This is a genomic window from Pseudemcibacter sp. (assembly GCF_965661635.1).
GTDB lineage: Bacteria > Pseudomonadota > Alphaproteobacteria > Sphingomonadales > Emcibacteraceae > Pseudemcibacter.
In genome coordinates this window covers 1-18,958 of the sequence record NZ_CBFIEP010000091.1, presented here as the reverse complement: position 1 = coordinate 18,958, position 18,958 = coordinate 1, and the positions used below count along the sequence as shown (strand labels likewise).

Genomic DNA, 18,958 nt, shown 5'->3' with positions numbered 1-18,958 from the left:
AAAAAATTAAATAAGTATAGCCTTATTTTGATGGACAAGTAGATTGTCCACTAGTTTGCGCATCAAGGAAGGTAAGGGTTACATATGTGGCTATACCTGGAACGCCTTGATGTCGCATAACATCAGCTGTGGCTTGCTCGACAATTAGATTATATGAAACACCTTCTTTTAAGTCATGAGCCGGAATTGTAAATTCTGTATCTTTATAAGTTAAGAGAGGTTTCCCGTTATAAGGGCGTCCACTGTGGGCAATATTATTTCCGAAACAATCAAAAGCAAGCACGAAAATAAGATCATCAAGTTCGCTATTTTTTGCTCTCATATTACCATTCATTGGTGTCCAATGAATGGTAAGGTCTTGTGTAGGATTAATCAAATCCGGGATTATACTTTTTCCATTTTGTGTGAGCGACAAGGTTGAAGGCAACGGCATTATATCAGTTGTATCACGTCTTTTTAATGTGAGCGGTTGTGTGGTCATTTCTCCATTAGGGGTTTTATAATTGAATAAATAAGTACCATCAGGGTGGGCAATATGTAATTCCTCTGGTGTCAAGGTTCTCGCGCCATGAGCAAGAAATTGACGCCCTTCTGGATTAAAGGGAAAATTGAAATCTGGATCATCGGCGCTTGTAAGGGTGCCGCTTAAAATTTCACCGGTTTTTTTCGGCATAATTTCCGCGACAAAATGGTGATCCCTTAATGTATGGTTGCCGATAATATCCTGAGTATAAATGGACATTTTACCAAGAACTAAAAAGAGGATATCTTCGTTCACAGGATTAATTTCATCATTTTTAGAGCATGATATCAAAAGTGAAATCATCGTTAATGAGGTTATATTTAGCAGAAATTTCATGATCCCTCTTGTGATAAAACACATAATTTAGCAACAGTTTTTAGGTTTCTTGTTGTTGAGACAACATTTAATTTATTTTCAATATTTGTATTTGATAGTTTTGATTTACCAAATCCATTTGGACAATGAAGATATAGGATATCATCTTTGATGATTAAAACTTCAGTTTCATGTTGAAATTTCCTTAGACTGGTAATTTCATCTGGTACAGGGTTTCTTGACATAAAACCGATTAGAATTCTTGAACCGTCTTCTTCAAGACTAACCTTTTCAATAGGAAGAGCATTATAGATCTTTTCAATTTCATCGTCGGTTCTTAAATCTATAGGAACTTGAAAAGCATATTTACTTTCTATGGCTTTTTCTAAAATGGTTATTATTTTTTCTTTATCATCGCTCGGAAAATCAAAAATGACATTGCCGCTTTGTATGTAAGTTATGACATTTTGACATCCCGCTTCTATATAGAGCTTCTTCAAATCGGCCATAAGAATTTTTTTTGTCCGGAAACATTGATGCCACGTAGAAGAGAAATAAATCGGTTCATTTAAAAAAGACCTGAAGATTTTGAAATAACTTTACCATCTTTAATGCTAAGAAGGTCACTGTGCTGCTTCGCGCTATGATTAAGCGCATCGGATAAAGTAGATTTTAAAAGTTCTAAGTTTCTTGTTTCATATAAAGGCAGGAGTTTATTATTTAATAGCACCATGTTTGCCGCTCTCCTCGGTTTACTGGTTGAAATAAAACATGGAAACCCTTGAACAATATATCCGCCTAATACTTCAAAAAAATCCATGTCGTGAATTGCGGATTTTTTCCCTATAATTTCAAAGTTTAAAGCAATTTTTCCCTCATATCCGGGGGGAATGTTATTGAATACTCTTTTGATCATCACGCCTTTCAAATCTGGCCGCCATTCATTACTAAGCTGTGGCATAAACCGCCACATACAATACCAATCGCGGCACGTTTTAGGGCGTTCATTATAGATCTTGCATCCACCACTTTTATGAAGATTTTTGCATTTAACGCCTGGCAATTTTACCAGATCGGGATCTTCGATGGTGAGTTCCACGCAGCAGGCTGTAAATTCACCGCATTCTCTATTTTCAACCAGTAACTTATTGTCCACAATTATTCCTCAATGACGGCCGTAGTTTCGATCTCAATTTTGGCCTGATCTTCCATCAAAGCGGATACCTCTACGCAGGCCATGACGGGATAATTTTTCCCCATTATTTCCCTATATATTGTACCCATTTCTTTTAAATTGGATAAATATTCTTTCTTGTCTGTAATATACCATGTCATCCTTACGACATTTTCTGGCCCTGCTCCATCGTTTGCTAAAACGGCAATGATATTTTCAAGTGTTGTTCTAAATTGGTCTGTTAAATTGTCGCTTTCAAATTTTTCTTCTTTATTCCAACCTACCAGACCTGCCACATAAATTGTTTTACCCGCGGACACACTTATACCGTTTGAATATCCCTTTGGTCTTTGCCACCCGTGGGGTAGTAAATGTTTCATTTCAAATTCCCTCGTAACTTTTTAGAAGTTCTCTTGCGATAATCACTTTTTGAACTTCTGTGGCCCCTTCATAAATTCTCAGGGCTCTTATTTCGCGGTATAATTCTTCAACTTTAACACCGCTTACGACTCCTTGCCCACCAAATATTTGTATCGCTTTATCAATAACTTGTTGGGCTGTTTCAGTTGAATGCATCTTCGCCATGGCGGCTTCTCGTGTAACACGGCGTTCTTTGGTATCGCGTGTCCATGCAGCGCGATAAATAAGAAGCGCGCTTGTATCCACATCAGTTGCGCATTCAGCAAGCATACCTTGTACCAATTGTAAATTATTTAGCGGTGCGCCAAAAAGATTGCGTTCGTTGGTTCTTGTTGCAGCCTCTGATAAGGCACATCTTGAAAAACCAAGGGCCGCAGCGCCAACAGTGGTTCTAAAAATATCAAGCGTCGCCATCGCCGCTTTAAAACCATCGCCGCTATTTCCCAATCTTTTGGTTTTTTCTATTTTACAGTTCTTAAATGATAAAGTTGCGAGCGGATGGGGCGCGGTTACATTAATTCGTTCCGTAACTTCCAACCCTGCTGTATCGGCATCCAAAATAAATGCAGAAAGCCCTTTTGCACCAGGGGCATCTCCGGTTCTCGCGAAAAGTACATAATAATCGGCGATCCCACCATTAGATATAAATGTCTTAGCACCATTAATAATATAGTGATCATCATTTAATTCTGCCGTTGTCGTCATGTTGGCGACATCTGATCCACTTTCAAGTTCAGTAAGCGCAAAGGCAGCCATTTTTTCACCATTTGCCACAAAGGGAAGATATTCGGTTTTATTTTCTTCAGAACCGAATAATGTAATGGTGCCACTCCCTAAGCCTTGCATTGCGAATACAAAATCCGCAAGTCCGTCATGTCTTGCTAGAGTTTCTCTTATGATACAAAGTGACCTGACATCAAAATCGTCAAAAATACCTCCATATGCTTTGGGTATTACATATTTGAGCCAGCCTCCTTCTGCTAATTTTTGGAGAATATCCTTACAGGCTTGGTCCACATCGCTGTGATCAATATCTTTAATATTTTTTTGACACCAACTTTCAAGATCATTTGCAAGATTGCGGTGGTGATCTTCAAAAAAGGGCCACTCTAGATAACTTTGATCTATGATAATTTCACTCATCAATCGCCCTCAAATACTGGTTTTTCTTTATTTACAAAAGCGTGATAGGCCCGCTCAAAATCTTTGGTTTGCATGCAGATGGCTTGTGCTTGTGCTTCCGTCTCAATTGCGGCGTCAATGCTCATGTTCCATTCTTGATTTAATTGTGTTTTGGTCATGCCATTTGCAAATGTGGGACCGGCTGCAATTTTATCAGCCATGTTGCGGGCTTCATCTATTAATTCATCGGCATTACAAATTTTATTAAAATATCCCCAGTTATATCCTTCTTGACCCGACATTGTCCGCCCCAAGAATAAAAGCTCTGACGCACGGCCTTGGCCGATAATTCTTGGTAAAATAGCGCAGGCACCCATATCACAGCCTGCTAGTCCAACCTTATTAAATAAAAAAGCGGTTTTGCAGTCTTTTGTACCAATACGTAAATCACTGGCCATTGGAATGATGGCGCCGGCACCAACTGATATTCCTTCAACGGCGGCAATAACCGGTTGTGGACATCCTCGAATTGCTTTAACCAAATCACCGGTCATTCGTGTAAAATCAAGCAGTTCAGTCATATCCATTTCGACTAGAGGTCCAATAATATCATGAACGTCGCCACCTGATGAAAAGTTACCGCCATTTGGTGCGAAGATAACGACTTTTACGTCTTTTTGATAAACAAGCTCACGAAAAGTATCACGAAGCTCAGCGTAACTTTCGAATGTTAACGGGTTTTTCCGCTCAGGTCGATTAAGCCTAAGGGTTGCAATACCATTTTCATATTGCCAGATGAAATGTTCGGGTTCGAAAGTTTCGGGATTCATTCGTTATTCCTTATTTTTTCCATCAATAATAATACATTCACCATTTTGATTATTATGACATAATTCTATGGCGACTTCTGCAATTTCATTTGGTTCGATCAATCTTTCTTGTCCACTAGGTTCAAGTAGCCCTGCAATTGCTTCTTGTTTAGTTTTTCCTTTTGCGGCCATGATTTTTTTAACTGCATCCATCACTAAGTCAGTGTTGGCATATCCAGGGCAAATGGCATTGATAAAAATATTATGAGCCTTCATTTCTTTGGCGAGCGATTTTGTTAAACCAACAACACCATGTTTGGCGGCGCAATATGATGTTGTATATGCATAACCGATAACACCTGCAGTGCTTGCAATATTGATGATATTGCCTTGTTTATTTTCCAGCATTTCTTGAATGACGGCATGCGTCATTAAAAAAGTTCCGGTTAAATTTAAGGCAATCATATATTGCCATCGTTTTAAATCCATATTTTGAAATGGACCGCTATCCGCGTCTCCGGCATTGTTTACGAGCATATCGATAGGGGCGGTTAATCTGGCAGAGTTTATCGCTTCTAAAACACTATTTTCATCGGTAATATCAACTGAAACTGCATGCATTTGAGGGTTATGCTCTGCTATTTTCTGTAATCTCTTAAGATCACGTCCCATAATAGTAACGATAGCGCCTTCATTTATAAGTGCATTGGCAATCGCTAAACCAATTCCGGTTCCGCCGCCTGTAACTACCGCATGTTTTCTTTCTAGTGACATCACTTCCCTAACTTTTAATTACATGTAAAGTAAAAAGAGTTGGTCCAAGTGGCAAGTAAATTAATTTTCAAGCTCAATTATGATATTATTTGCATAATCAAATGATTCGAGATTATAGTAGTTGAAGAAATAAAATTTAGGGAGAAACTCCATGAGTAATTTAATGAATGAGCTGGCCGTACGGCTTTTAAGTGGTGATGTAGAAGTTATCGATTTAACACAAGTCTTAGGACCTGATACTCCAATTATCCATTTACCAGAGGAAATCGCAAAAAATTCTGCACCTTTTTCCATGGAACAAATTTCTAAATATGACAAAGATGGCCCTGCTTGGTATTGGAATACGATGACAATGGGTGAACATACGGGAACACATTTTGATGCCCCTATTCACTGGGTGAGCGGTAAGGACTATCCTGACGGTGGAACCGACACCATTCCGGCTCAAAATCTTGTTGGGCCCGCATGCGTTATTGATTGTTCAGCTGAAACGGCTGCCGATCCTGATTATCTATTAACGGCTGATGGTGTAAAGGCATGGGAAGCTGAAAATGGTGAAATTAAAGCGGGCTCTTGGGTTCTAATGCGTACGGATTGGTTGGCCTTAATGGGCCGCGATAATTTTTTAAATGCCGACGATACCGGACCACATTCTCCAGGGCCTACTGCTTGCTGTATTAATTACATTATTGAAAAAGGCGTAATGGGCTGGGGTGTTGAAACCGTGGGTACAGATGCGGGACAGGCCGCGATGTTTGAAACACCATTTCCTGCCCATTCATTAATGCATGGCGCAAATAAATATGGCCTTGCTAGCTTAATGAATTTGGATAAGTTGCCGGCCACTGGATCTATATTAATTGTACCCCCTTTAAAAATTGAAAACGGTTCTGGAAGTCCGCTCCGCGTTCTTGCTTTAAAGGCGAAATAATCTTGATTTATGGCAGCGACTAATGGCTGAAAGATCTTTTAAAAAAGAAGTTGAGAAACTTAGACTTGGTGAAGGAGATGACTTCCGCGGTGAAGGTATCCTGGCTGTCACCAAAGCCTTGCTACAGTCTGGGGTTTCTTATGTGGGCGGCTATCAAGGTTCGCCAATTTCTCATTTAATGGACGTGCTCGCAGATGCAGAAGATATTATGAATGAATTAAATGTTCATTTTGAAACATCAGCATCTGAAGCGACGGCCGCCGCGATGCTTGCTGCGTCTATAAATTATCCCTTAAGGGGCGCCGTAACTTGGAAATCGACGGTTGGTACAAATGTCGCTAGTGATGCGCTCGCTAACGTATCATCTGGCGGTGTGACAGGTGGCGCGCTTGTAATTGTTGGCGAAGATTATGGTGAAGGTTCATCGATAATGCAGGAACGCAGCCATGCCTTTGCGATGAAATCACAAATGTGGCTTTTAGACCCTCGGCCAAATTTAACATCAATTGTAAATGCGGTTGAAACCGGGTTTCAATTGTCTGAAGCCTCAAATACACCGGTTATGTTAGAGCTTAGAATTCGCGCCTGCCATGTTTATGGTCGCTTTACGGCAAAAGATAATAAGGTGCCTGATTTTACGCTTCAGGATGCGATGGAAAACCCAAATAGGGATACTTCACGTATTGTTCTTCCACCAGCCAATTACTTGCATGAACATGAAAAATTAAAGAAAAGGTGGCCTGCGGCCGTTGAATTTATTAAAGAAAATAAATTGAATGAAATATTAGGGGGTAATCAAAAAGACATAGGTATTATCGTTCAAGGGGGTCTTTATAATAATCTAATTCGTGCATTGGAATTATTGGACCTTAGTGACGAATTTGGTAATACGGATATCCCAATTTATGTCATGAACGTGACCTATCCGGTTATTGATGATGAAATTCTTTCATTTGTGCAGGAGAAAAAGTCCTTGCTTCTCGTTGAAGAAGGTCACCCTGAATATATTGAACATGAATTAAATAGTATTCTCAGAAAAGCAAAATCTAAGGTTATGCTGCATGGCAAGGATATGATCTCAGATATTGGTGAATATACCAGTGATGTTATCAAAAACGGTCTAGAAAAATTTGGTACTGAATATGGCGTACTTAATGACGTTGATAAGCCAAATTCGATAATAGAAACGATCGATGTTCCCCAAAGACCAGCAGGTTTTTGCACAGGCTGTCCAGAAAGGCCAATGTTCACGGCCATTCAACTTGTTGAAAAAGATATCGGATCTTTTCATGTGAGCGCAGATATAGGATGTCATTTATTTTCTATCTTACCGCCTTTTAATATCGGCAACACAACAATGGGATATGGTCTAGGTTGGGCAGGAGCCTCTGCCTTTAACAAGGACGCAAAACAAAGAACGTTATCGATAATGGGAGACGGCGGGTTTTGGCATAATGGACTGACCAGTGGTGTTGGCAATGCCGTTTTTAATCAAACGGATAATGTTTTGATGATTGTTGATAATAATTATTCCGCGGCGACAGGTGGACAAGATTTATTATCGTCTAAAGGGGAACATGATAAACGCAGTACCCAGCATTCTATCGCAGATGCAGTAAAAGGAGTTGGGGTCAATTGGGTTAAAACAGTGAGAACTTATGATCTTGTAGAAATGCATAAAACATTGCTTGAGGCCATGACCACGAAAGTGCGTGGACCGAAGGTTATTGTTGCTCAAGGCGAATGTATGTTAAATCGTCAGCGTCGCGAAAAACCGATTTTTAATAAGAAAATAAAAGCCGGAAAACGGATGATCCGTGACCGTTTTTATGTGGATAGTGAAACGTGTACCGGGGATCACAGCTGTATTCGCATGTCTGGCTGTCCATCGCTAACTTTAAAAGAAAACCCGGATCCCTTAAAAACGGATCCAGTTGCCTATGTCGATAATAGCTGTGTTGGTTGTGGGCATTGTGGGGAAGTGGCACATGCTGCCGTTCTTTGTCCTTCATTTTCTCGCGTTTCGCTTCTTTATAATCCCTCTTTATGGGATAAAATGAAAAGCTCTATCCGCAATGGTTTTATCGGCTGGATGCAGGCAGGTGTTGAGAAAAAACGCCACGCCCGTTTTAAGAGAGCGGGGTTATTATGAGCGAAAAGCGTATATCAATCGCCGTCGCAGCGCTAGGCGGACAAGGAGGTGGCGTCTTAAGTAACTGGATCGTTGAAATTGCTGAAAGCTGCGGTTACCGTGCACAATATACAGCGATTGCTGGCGTGGCTCAACGAACGGGTACAACCATTTACGCCATTGAACTATATCCTGAAGCCGAAATTAACGAACAAGACCCTGTTTTATCCTTAATGCCCGTTTCAGGAGATGTGGACGTGGTAATCGCCGCTGAATTGATGGAAGCAGGGCGTGCCGTAAACCGCGGCATTGTGACGCCTGAAAAGACAACATTAATTGCGTCGGATCATAGAATTTATGCCATTGGTGAAAAAGAAACCATGGGGGATGGGCGTTTAAATGGTGATGAGGTAAGGTCTTCTCTTAAAAAGGCGGCAAAAAACTTAATCCTTTTTGACATGGATAAAATGGTGCTTAAATCCTCGAGCGTAATTTCAAGTGTGTTATTTGGTGCTTTGGCGGGTTCTGGCGCTTTACCATTTCCACGTGACGCTTATGAAGAAACTATTCGTAAGTCCGGCCGTGCAGTAGAAACCAATTTAAACGGATTTGACCTTGGGTTTACAGCGGCAAATGGCGCAGAGAATAAAACTTGTACTCAAATGCATACTCAACTACCGACTAGCCTAGATAATATCGGCCAATTTCCGGAAGAAGCGCAGCCAATTATCACATATGGTGTCCATAAATTGGTAGATTATCAAGATGCGGATTATGCCTATGACTATTTGGAAAAACTAAGTGGCATAAATGAACCTGAACTTCTATCTGAAACAGCACGCCATATGGCATTATGGATGTGTTTTGAAGATGTAATAAGAGTGGCAGATCTTAAAACGCGGGCCGAACGTTCTGATCAAATCGCCGCAGAAGTAAGGGCTCAAAGCGGTCAAATTTGGTATGGACATGATTATTTTCACCCACGATATGAAGAATTTTGCGATACGTTGCCAGCGCTCGTTGGTAAAGGAATGAGAAAATCTGGATTTTGGAAGGCTATTCTAAACCCATTCTTTAATAAGGGGCGGATTATTCGACCTAAAACGATATTTGGCTATTTGTTATTAAGGTTTGTTGCCAATTTGAGATGGTTTCGTCGTTTCTCATTACGGTTTAAAGAAGAACATAAACGAATTAATGCTTGGCTAGACTTAATAAAAACACATGCAGATAACGATTTATCGTTGGCGCACGAAATTGCCAAATGTCCCCGCCTAATTAAAGGATATGGTGAAACACATGCACGTGGTATCAATCGTTTTTCGCGTATTATGGCAAGTATAGAGCAAGAAAAAACTTTGAATGCGGCGGTGATTACAGAATTATGTGATGCTGCTTTGCTGAGTGAAAAAGGCACAGAATTTAATCAAGTACTCAATAATTATCAATTAACAGGATTAACCGGAAGTGATGCTGAAAAAGGTGAGTTTACATGGGCCGGATCATCCTAATTTCCGATTAGATGATTACCCGCTTTATAATTTAAACAGAACATCAGCCACATATATTGAGGCTATGACGGATAGCTTAAAACAATATAATATGGATCAACCCAGTTGGCGGGTGTTGATGTTACTTGGTGATAAAAACCCAAGTACGGTCGGCGATCTATCAAGGCGTTCGGTGACGAAGTTTTCAACGATTACACGTATTCTAATTCGTATGGAAAATGATGGTTTGATTGATAGAAAACCATTTCCGGATGATAATAGGGTTATTGAGGTTTTTATCACTAATAAGGGAAAAGATATTTTACAAGAATTAAAAGTTCTTGCATCCAAAATTTATCAGAAAGCTTTTGATGGTATCAGTGATCAAGACGCGATAAACTTTACAAATATTTTGATCAAAATGAGAGAGAATTTAAGCGATTAATGACAACGACAGCCCACATTGATACATTTGCAAAGGATAGATTGCCGACTAAAGAAACATGGCCGGAGTTTATTTTTGGTGATGACGTTCCTGAATATCCGGATGTGTTAAATGCTGCGGAGGTATTATTAAAAAATGGATTTTCTGATCGTCCTGCAATTCGTATGGGGGAGATTTTATGGACATATGATGATCTTGATCGCAAATCAAATAATGTTGCTGAAGCCCTCACCAAGCTTTATGGATTAATTCCAGGGAACCGAGTTCTTCTTCGTGGCAATAACACGCCGATGCTTGCCGCTCTCTGGTATGGGGTACTTAAGGCGGGCGGTGTTGTTGTGACAACGATGACGATGCTCCGTCAGAAGGAACTTAATGCAATTATCGGCGTTTCAGAACCTGAAATAATAATAATTGAAAATGATTTGCCGATTGATCTTGTTAAAAGCACAATAGGAAAAGCAGATCATGTAATTACTTTTTCAGATATAAAGGAAAAGTGTGAAAAATTGTCAGGTCATTTTGACGCGGTGCAAACAGCATCGGATGATGTGGCCTTGCTCGCATTTACCTCAGGGACTACGGGACTTCCAAAAGCGACCGTACATTTTCACCGTGATATACTTGCTATGGCGGATAGTTTTGCAAAATATATATTAAAACTAACGCCGAATGATGTTGTTTGTGGTTCGCCTCCGCTGGCATTTACTTTTGGTCTTGGTGGGCTTCTTGTTTTTCCGGCTCGTGCTGGGGCTTCAGTCGTTTATTTTGATGGCGGTGGTCCCGAAGTTTTATTAAATCAAATAGAACATCATAAAGTCACCACGCTGTTTACCGCGCCAACGGCTTATAAAGTTTTAACGGGTATGACGAAAACAAGGGATATTTCCTCTTTAAAAACGTGCGTTTCTGCTGGTGAGAATTTACCTCTTGCGGTATCGGATGATTTTTTTCATGAAACGGGTATCCGTCTTATTGACGGCATCGGTGCAACTGAAATGATCCACGTGTTCATATCCGCATCAGGTGATGACATAAAACCGGGGTCAACGGGCAAAGTGGTGCCGGGTTACCTCTCCGATATTTGGGACGAAGACGGGAATTCACTTCCAGATGGCGAAGCAGGAAGACTTGTCGTCAAGGGGCCGACAGGCTGTCGATATTTAAATGGTGACCGTCAAGAGAGTTATGTAGAAAATGGCTGGAATGTTACGGGTGATATTTTTAAGCGTGATGAAGAGGGTTATTTTTGGTTTGTGGCCCGCGGCGATGATATTATTATATCAGCGGGATATAATATCGCTGCACCGGAAGTTGAGCAGGCGATTTTAACCCATAAAGCCGTTGAAGAATGCGCAGTCATTGGAATACCTGATGATGAGAGAGGAATGATCGTAAAGGGGTTTATTGTTTTGAGAAATGACATCAAGCCTAGTGATCATCTAACAAATGATATACAGAATTATGTGAAAGCGAGTGTCGCGCCTTATAAATATCCAAGAGCCATCGAATATATTGACGCCTTACCAAAGTCTGCTACAGGGAAATTGCTTCGTAAAGATTTGAAAAATTAATCCAAGTCTAAATTTTGACGCACTTGATTTAAAAATTTCGTAAAATCGCTCATACTATCAATATCAATGGCACTAAGGGCATCTTCAACCCATTTAGCATTGTTTTCAGCCATTTCATTAAAAAGTTCTAAGCCTTTGTCCATAATTGAAATAATAAAACTTCTTCGGTCATCTTTTCTTGAAGTTTTTAAAATCAATTCATCTTCCTGCATGCGGTCAATAAGCCCGGTAATATTACCCTTAGAAGCAATTAGTCTTGACGCTAGATCGCCAACGGTTAATCCAGTTTTCTTTTCACGTTCAAGTTGAGAAAGAACATCAAAACGAGAAATGTTTTGTTTGTAATTTTGCCTCAGTTTATCATCAATAATTTGTTCAAGCTTATTAGAATACCTTAATAATTCGATCCAAAGTTTTAAGCTTTCCCGTTGGCGCTTTGAATATTTCGTTTCTGACATTTTTATGATGCTCCCTTAAAAATCACTATATCGCGCTAGTTAAAAACCGCAAGAGGGCAATAATAGTTTACATATAAGATAAATTTCGTTAGTTTTAACATATGAAATATGGAGGTTTGTTAGATGAAAATATCAATTATAGGAGGTGGGCCAGGTGGACTTTACTTTGCCCTTTTGACTAAAAAGGCAAAACCAGAATGGGAAATTGAAGTTTTTGAACAAAACCGACCGGATGACACTTTTGGGTTTGGCGTTGTTTTTTCTGATGATACTTTGGACGAATTTTTAAGTCGTGATCCAGAATCATATGATTTAATTCGTGATGAATTTGCCTATTGGGATGACATTATCATTCGATATAAAGGTGAGGAAGTCAGGTGCGGTGGTAATGGTTTTGCGGGATGTTCAAGATTAAATTTACTCAAAGTTTTGCATAACCGATGCGAAACACTTGGCGTAAAACTTAATTTTGGGAAAAAAATAGAGATAGAAAATTTGGAAACGGAATTCGCTACTTCCGATATAATATTGGCCAGTGACGGTATCGGTTCGGCCATTAGAGAGCAATACAGTCAATTTTTCAATCCTACCATCACCCAAAAAAGTAATCGGTTCACTTGGATGGGCTCAACCAGAAAAGTAGAAGATTTCACCTACTTTTTCAAAGATAGTAAATACGGCCCAATATGTGCACACACCTATCAATATGAAGAAGGCATGTCGACATGGGTGTTTGAAATGTCCGAGGACTGTTGGCAAAAATGGCCATTTGAAGAATTCGACGAACAAGGGTCTGCGGATAAATTAGAAGAAATTTTTGCAGAAGAACTAGAAGGGCACAATTTAATAATTAATCGTTCAATGTGGCGGCAATTTCCAAGAATTTATTGTAATAATTGGCACCACAAGAATATCGCAATACTTGGTGATGCGAAAGCATCTGCACATTTTTCTATTGGTTCAGGTACTAAGCTTGCAATGGAATGTGCAATATCATTATCAGATGCGGTGTTAGAATTTGGTGAAAGTTCCGTTGAGAAAGCTTTTGAAAAATATGTCGAGGAACGTGAAACACCCGTTCAAATTTTACAACATAATGCGGATGTTTCTTTGGCGTGGTTTGAACATATGGACCGCTCTTGGGATATGGATTTAATGCAGTTTGCGGCTGTTGTTATGTGCCGGTCAAAATCCGTGACTTATAATAATTTAATATTGCGAGACCCTGATTTTGTTAAGAAAATCGATGATGCTTGGTACGAGCGATATTACCAAGAAAGCGGTTATGATTATCGTCAAAGCCGCCCTACACCAATGTTCACGAAATATAAATTAGGACCATTAGAACTTAGAAATCGTGTCGTAATGTCACCAATGGCACAATATTCTGCGGACGAAGATGGAAACTTAACCGATTGGCATTTGGTACATTATGGCGGTGCTGCTCGTGGTGGAATGGCCTTGATGTATGTGGAAATGACATGCCCCTCACCTGAGGCTCGAATTACACGCGGGTGTCCTGGAATTTGGACGGATAAGCAAGAAAAAGACTGGAAACGCATCGTCGATTTTGTTCATGAAAATACGGAAACAAAAATTTGTATGCAATTAGGGCATTCGGGTCGCAAAGGGTCTACCCAACTTGGATGGCATAAAATGGATCACCCAATTGCTGAACCAGGTCAAAATTGGCCAATTATGTCTGCATCAGATATCCCTTATTTTGACGGTATTTCGCAAACACCGAAAGAAATGAACCGTGCTGACATGGATAAAGTAATTCATGACTTTAAACAGGCCACAATTAGGGCGGATCGAGCCGGATTTGATATGATTGAAATGCATGCGGCCCATGGATATTTATTAGCCTCATTTCTTTCCCCGCTTACAAATATAAGAACTGATGATTACGGGGGAAGTATAGAAAACCGTATGCGTTTTCCGCTAGAAGTATTCAAAGCCATGCGAGAAGTATGGCCAAAATCAAAACCAATGTCAGTAAGAATTTCAGCGACCGATTGGATCGAAGGAGGCATAACAGAAGAAGACACATTTGCCATTGCTAATGCCTTTAGAGATGCGGGAGTTGATTTAATCGATGTGTCTGCAGGGCAAACGGTACCCGATCAAAAACCAGTATATGGCCGCATGTTTCAACTTGGGTTCGCGGAAGCCATACGAAATGTACCTCGTGTCGCTACTATGGCTGTTGGTAATATTACTGAACCCGCACAAGTTAATACAATTTTGCATACAAGGCGCGCAGATTTGGTTGCAATTGGGCGACCACATTTATGGAATCCTTTCTTCATGCGTGAAGCGGCCGCATGGTACGGCGTAGAACTAGATGAAAACGATTGGGAAAAACAATATCTTTCTGGCAAACAACAAGCCTATAGCTTAAAAGAGAAAGCAAGATTGCAACAGCTTGAGTGGCAGCAAAAGTCTAAACCAAGCAGACATAATTAAAATAAGCTAATAGGAATTAGGGAAATGGTAAAATTTGAAGTCACTAGAAAAATACGTTTTGGACAAACTGATGCAGCAGGGATTACATATTACCCTCGCCTAGTTGAGATGATTAACGACATCGTCGAGGACTTTTTTGCTGACGTTGTGAATTTTTCTTATAAAGAAATGATTGTTGAAACGGATTATGGCGTTCCAACGGTTAATTTGAATGTGAACTTTAAAAACCCTGCTGAATTAGAGGATTATGTGGTCTGGTCGCTTGTGGTGACTAAAATCGGTCGTGCGTCATTTTCCGTTTTGATTGATGCAAAGGTGGAAGAAAAAGAAATTCTCACCGCTGACGTGAAGCTGGTTTATATCAAGGGTAAAGGGAATATCATGAAAAGCCACCCTCTTCCGGATCATGTGAAAGAGTGCATGCAGGACTACTTAGTCGAGGGATAAATTTGGTGACCGTTGTTTTCACAGATATTAAAAACGATATAGCCGTTATCACAATTGATAACCCGCCGGTCAATGCTTTATCACATGCCCTTCGAAGTGAACTATCAAATGCATTAGAGGGTATTAATAATAATACAAAAATTATTGCAGCGGTTATCATTTGTGCGGGTCGAACTTTTTGTGCTGGCGCTGATATTAAAGAATTTGGAAAGCCGCCACTAAGTCCCACCCTGCCCGATTTGATGGAACAAATGGATGAATTTGAGAAACCTCTAATAGCTGCCATTAATGGCACCGCTTTGGGCGGAGGTTTTGAACTCGCACTCTGTTGTCATCACCGCGTGATGGATGTTAATGCCAAAGTAGGTCTACCTGAAGTAAACCTCGGGCTTATTCCGGGTGCAGGCGGTACGCAGCGCTTACCAAGATTAATTGGTTTAGCCCACGCACTCCAAATGATTACAAGTGGTAAACCCATTAATGCAGAAAAAGCAAAGAAGCTTGGAATTTCTGAAAAGGTAAGCGAGCATAATTTATTAGAAGATGCCATTTCATTCGCAAAAGGTGCAGACGTTAGACGAATACGTGATTTAAAGGTGGATGGGTCAACTGAAGAAGTAGAGAATTTCCAAAATAAAATAGCTCGACGGTCTAGAGGGTTTCTCGCGCCATTCGCTGCACTTGACGCATTAAAAGCATCCATGGAATTACCATTCGAAGAAGGTATAGTTTTTGAACGTGAAAAATTTATGGAGCTTGTTTCATCTTCACATTCAAAGGCGCAACGTCATTTATTTTTTGCGGAACGTGCGGCGACAAAAGTTGACGGAATTGATAAAACGACACCTATTAGAAAAATAAACCATGTTGGAGTTATCGGCGGTGGCATAATGGGATGCGGCATTGCCATCAATTTTTTAAGTGCTGGGATGGCGGTTTCGTTGTTGGAAATATCAAACGAGGCTGTTGCTGCAGCAGGCGAAAAGATCAGAAACATATACCAATCTATGGTCAATAAAGGCCGTATTTCTGAAGAACAAATGCAAACTGCTATAAATCAATTAAATTTGATTACTGATTATGATGGTTTATCCAATTCAGATCTAATTATAGAAGCCGTATTCGAAGACTTAAATGTAAAGAAAGAGGTTTTTCGAAAGCTTGATAATATTGCCAAAGAAGGAGCAATTATCGCAACCAATACATCATTTTTAGATATCAATGAAATGGCCAATGTCACAACAAGAAAATCCGATATTTTGGGCCTTCATTTCTTTAGCCCCGCACATATTATGCCGCTACTTGAAATTGTTAAAACTGATGATACTTCGAACGAGGTAATCGCAACGGCATTTCAGCTAGCGAAAAATATTCGCAAAACCCCGGTTCTCTCTGGGGTTTGTTATGGTTTTATCGCGAACCGTATGTCTTCTTGTTATGGTCGGGAAGCAGGGCTATTATTGTTAGAAGGCGCGACTGTCGAGCAAGTTGATCAAACCATGTTTGATTTCGGAATGCCGATGGGCATGTTCACAATGCTTGATATGGCGGGCATTGATATAGGTGTGATGGCGCGCGCTAAATTGCCAAATGGTTCCTATGATGAGCGTGCGTTTAGTATTCATGCAGAGCTTGTTGAAAAAGGTCATAAAGGACAGAAAACTGGCGCAGGTTTTTATCTTTATGAAGGTAAGGAAAAAAAGCATAACCCTGAGATTGACAAGATTGCAGAAAAAATGGCTCATGATTTTGGAATTTCAAGATGCAGAAAGACAACGAAGGAAATTGAAGAGCGTTGTATATTGGCGCTCATAAATGAAGGGTATAAAATCCTAGAAGAGGAAATTGCTCTTAGTGCGAGTGATATTGATGTTGTTTATGCCTTTGCATTCGGATTTCCACGATATAAAGGCGGCCCAATGCATTATGCCGAACATCTTGGTTTAAAATATGTGGTAGATAGAATTAATGAATTTGCGGTGCAATATGGTGATAGGTGGTGGAAGCCTTCGTCCCTTTTGGTGAAGCGAGCAAAAGAAAGTGAATAAAATGTCGGATAACCCTGTTGATTATGTCGTTGAAAACAAACCCTGTCTGGTTAGCTTAGAAGAGGGAAAAAAATATGCATGGTGTACCTGTAAGCTAAGTAAATCACAGCCTTTTTGTGATGGTGCGCACAAGGGAACTGAGCACCGACCTTTGGTCTTTAAAGCTGAGAAAACGGAGGATGTTTTATTATGTGCCTGTAAAGCGACCAATTCTGGACCGTATTGTGATGGCGCGCATAATAACTTAGAAGATGTATATGCTGAAGCCACGCCTGAAGAAGTGGAAAGTATGAAAGGCTCGATTTCAATTGAGCAAGATCAAAATGGTAAGGCCCTTCTTGAGGGAGGTGCATATGTTATGACGCCCAATAATGAGAATGATACGGTCGTTGGAAATTTAAGATATCAGCCCGTTATTGCCAAAGAAGATGATGCGACGAAATTAAGTCTTCATCGGTTGCATGTATCTACAGGTACCACCTCTTGGCTTGAATATGAGAATGTTGATACGGTGCTTTATTTCGTTTCTGGATCAGGTAAAATTGACATTGCTGGTTGCGAATTTGATGTGAATAAAGAAGCAGGAATTTATGTTCGTCCCGGTGAAAAGTTTCGTGTTATCACAAAAGAAGACATGGTTATTTATGCGACAGCATGCCCATTGCTTACCGATCTTACTGTTACTGATGAGAATAATTCGGTTTTTCAAAATGATTATCCTGAAAGATATGTCGCGTTTGATATGGCAACGGCGAATGTAATGGCCAATCGGTTTTATCAGGAACTGGTGGATAAAAAAGTGGACTCAAATGAAGTAACACAATTTATTGGTCAGGTGCCCAAATCACGAGCCGCGATGCATAGACATTTATATGAAGAGGCCATTGTGATTTTGACGGGCGAAGGCAAAATGTGGACTGGTACAAAAGTCGCCGATGTGAAAACGGGCGATGTTCTCTTTTTACCGCATAGGCAAGGTCATTCGCTTGAATGCACAGACGAAGACGGTATGCTTCTGATGGGGGTTTTTTATCCGTCTGGAAGCCCGGCGATTAATTACTAGGATATTATATGAAAAGCATGAATGCCTACCGGGAACATTTCCCGATTTTTAAAAATACAGTTTATATAAATAGTTGTTCTTATGCGGCACTATCCGTTGAAGTTGAAGCTGCTTTCTTAAAATATTTAAAAGACCGCCATGAAGTTGGTGCTGATTGGATTGAATGGTGTGATCGCCTTGAGCGCGTACGCGCGTTATTTGCGGAACTCTTAAATGCGAATACCGATGAAATTGCTGTCACGACGTCAGCCTCAGCATCATTAAGTGCAATATCAAGTAGTCTTAATTTAACGGGCAAACGGAAAAAAATAGTAACAACTGATCTTGCGTTCCCAACAGAAGCTCACGCATGGCATGCTTTAAAAAAACATGGCGCAGAAGTGGTGCATGTGAAAGAAACTGATGGGATGATTGACCTTGATGATCTTGAAAAGATTGTTGATGAAAATACTTTGCTTGTCGCGGTGCCGCTGGTTTGCTACCGAAATGGTGCGCTCGCTGATATTCCTGCTATTCGTGATGTGGCCCGTAAAAATGGTGCTATGATACTGGTTGATGCTTATCAGGGTGTGGGTGCAGTTCCCATAGATGCGAAAGAATGGGACGTTGATTTTATTGTTGGGGGTTCTTTAAAATATCTACTTTCTACAGCGGGGGTTGGGTTTCTTTTTGTGCGTAATGATTTAATATTAAAATCCCAGCCAACACAAACAGGTTGGTTCGCGCAGGAAGATATCCATGCAATGTTGATTCATGACAATATCC

At 40.2% G+C, this 18,958-nt stretch carries 18 protein-coding genes; 10 read left to right on the top strand and 8 right to left on the bottom strand.

Features of this window, described 5'->3' with window-relative positions; all coding sequences use genetic code 11:
* Positions 1-22: 22 nt before the first annotated feature.
* From ACTF6W_RS06500 to ACTF6W_RS06470, 7 genes are read right to left on the bottom strand one after another with little or no spacing between them, the layout of a single operon-like run.
* Positions 23-859: a hypothetical protein gene (locus ACTF6W_RS06500; RefSeq protein WP_438993732.1), complete on the bottom strand. Its 837-nt coding sequence runs from the start codon at positions 857-859 to the stop codon at positions 23-25.
* Positions 856-1,353: a DUF1697 domain-containing protein gene (locus ACTF6W_RS06495; protein WP_438993740.1), complete on the bottom strand. Its 498-nt coding sequence runs from the start codon at positions 1,351-1,353 to the stop codon at positions 856-858. The genes ACTF6W_RS06500 and ACTF6W_RS06495 overlap by 4 nt, the downstream gene beginning before the upstream one ends.
* Positions 1,354-1,406: 53 nt before the next feature.
* Positions 1,407-1,994, bottom strand: a complete 588-nt coding sequence (locus ACTF6W_RS06490; RefSeq protein ID WP_438993731.1) for a YkgJ family cysteine cluster protein — start codon at positions 1,992-1,994, stop codon at positions 1,407-1,409.
* Between the two features lie 2 nt (positions 1,995-1,996).
* The gene (locus tag ACTF6W_RS06485) at positions 1,997-2,392 is read right to left on the bottom strand and encodes a RidA family protein (RefSeq protein ID WP_438993730.1); all 396 of its coding nucleotides are present in this window, start codon (positions 2,390-2,392) and stop codon (positions 1,997-1,999) included.
* A gap of 1 nt (position 2,393) precedes the next feature.
* Positions 2,394-3,563, bottom strand: coding sequence for an acyl-CoA dehydrogenase family protein (locus ACTF6W_RS06480; RefSeq protein WP_438993739.1), 1,170 nt, complete (start codon positions 3,561-3,563; stop codon positions 2,394-2,396).
* 11 nt (positions 3,564-3,574) lie between these two features.
* On the bottom strand, positions 3,575-4,384 hold the full coding sequence (locus tag ACTF6W_RS06475; protein WP_438993729.1) for an enoyl-CoA hydratase family protein: 810 nt from the start codon (positions 4,382-4,384) through the stop codon (positions 3,575-3,577).
* Positions 4,385-4,387: 3 nt separating this feature from the next.
* Positions 4,388-5,137: an SDR family NAD(P)-dependent oxidoreductase gene (locus ACTF6W_RS06470; RefSeq protein WP_438993728.1), complete on the bottom strand. Its 750-nt coding sequence runs from the start codon at positions 5,135-5,137 to the stop codon at positions 4,388-4,390.
* 151 nt (positions 5,138-5,288) lie between these two features.
* Here ACTF6W_RS06470 and ACTF6W_RS06465 point away from each other — a divergent pair, with 151 nt between their 5' ends.
* From ACTF6W_RS06465 to ACTF6W_RS06445, 5 genes are read left to right on the top strand one after another with little or no spacing between them, the layout of a single operon-like run.
* Positions 5,289-6,068: a cyclase family protein gene (locus ACTF6W_RS06465; RefSeq protein WP_438993727.1), complete on the top strand. Its 780-nt coding sequence runs from the start codon at positions 5,289-5,291 to the stop codon at positions 6,066-6,068.
* Between the two features lie 22 nt (positions 6,069-6,090).
* The gene (locus ACTF6W_RS06460; RefSeq protein ID WP_438993726.1) at positions 6,091-8,220 is read left to right on the top strand and encodes a thiamine pyrophosphate-dependent enzyme; all 2,130 of its coding nucleotides are present in this window, start codon (positions 6,091-6,093) and stop codon (positions 8,218-8,220) included.
* Positions 8,217-9,710 (top strand): indolepyruvate oxidoreductase subunit beta family protein, encoded by a 1,494-nt coding sequence (locus ACTF6W_RS06455; protein ID WP_438993725.1) that lies wholly within the window; start codon positions 8,217-8,219, stop codon positions 9,708-9,710. The genes ACTF6W_RS06460 and ACTF6W_RS06455 overlap by 4 nt, the downstream gene beginning before the upstream one ends.
* Positions 9,670-10,134 (top strand): MarR family winged helix-turn-helix transcriptional regulator, encoded by a 465-nt coding sequence (locus ACTF6W_RS06450; RefSeq protein WP_438993738.1) that lies wholly within the window; start codon positions 9,670-9,672, stop codon positions 10,132-10,134. The genes ACTF6W_RS06455 and ACTF6W_RS06450 overlap by 41 nt, the downstream gene beginning before the upstream one ends.
* Positions 10,134-11,708, top strand: a complete 1,575-nt coding sequence (locus ACTF6W_RS06445; RefSeq protein WP_438993724.1) for an AMP-binding protein — start codon at positions 10,134-10,136, stop codon at positions 11,706-11,708. Before ACTF6W_RS06450 ends, ACTF6W_RS06445 begins: the two co-directional genes overlap by 1 nt.
* On the opposite strand, the gene ACTF6W_RS06440 is transcribed toward ACTF6W_RS06445, so the two are convergent.
* A complete protein-coding gene (locus ACTF6W_RS06440) occupies positions 11,705-12,166 on the bottom strand; it encodes a MarR family winged helix-turn-helix transcriptional regulator (protein WP_438993723.1) in 462 nt (153 codons plus the stop codon). The two genes, ACTF6W_RS06445 and ACTF6W_RS06440, sit on opposite strands and share 4 nt — an antisense overlap.
* Positions 12,167-12,289: 123 nt before the next feature.
* Between ACTF6W_RS06440 and ACTF6W_RS06435 the strand changes: the two genes are divergently transcribed.
* The 5 genes from ACTF6W_RS06435 to ACTF6W_RS06415 all read left to right on the top strand — a co-directional run.
* Entirely contained in the window at positions 12,290-14,635 is a 2,346-nt protein-coding gene (locus ACTF6W_RS06435; RefSeq protein ID WP_438993722.1) for a bifunctional salicylyl-CoA 5-hydroxylase/oxidoreductase, read from the top strand.
* 24 nt (positions 14,636-14,659) lie between these two features.
* The gene (locus tag ACTF6W_RS06430; protein WP_438993721.1) at positions 14,660-15,082 is read left to right on the top strand and encodes an acyl-CoA thioesterase; all 423 of its coding nucleotides are present in this window, start codon (positions 14,660-14,662) and stop codon (positions 15,080-15,082) included.
* 5 nt (positions 15,083-15,087) lie between these two features.
* Positions 15,088-17,130 (top strand): 3-hydroxyacyl-CoA dehydrogenase NAD-binding domain-containing protein, encoded by a 2,043-nt coding sequence (locus tag ACTF6W_RS06425; protein WP_438993720.1) that lies wholly within the window; start codon positions 15,088-15,090, stop codon positions 17,128-17,130.
* A gap of 1 nt (position 17,131) precedes the next feature.
* Positions 17,132-18,193, top strand: coding sequence for a CDGSH iron-sulfur domain-containing protein (locus ACTF6W_RS06420; protein ID WP_438993719.1), 1,062 nt, complete (start codon positions 17,132-17,134; stop codon positions 18,191-18,193).
* Between the two features lie 8 nt (positions 18,194-18,201).
* Positions 18,202-18,958: aminotransferase class V-fold PLP-dependent enzyme (locus tag ACTF6W_RS06415; RefSeq protein ID WP_438993718.1), on the top strand; the 757-nt coding region annotated here is incomplete at its 3' end.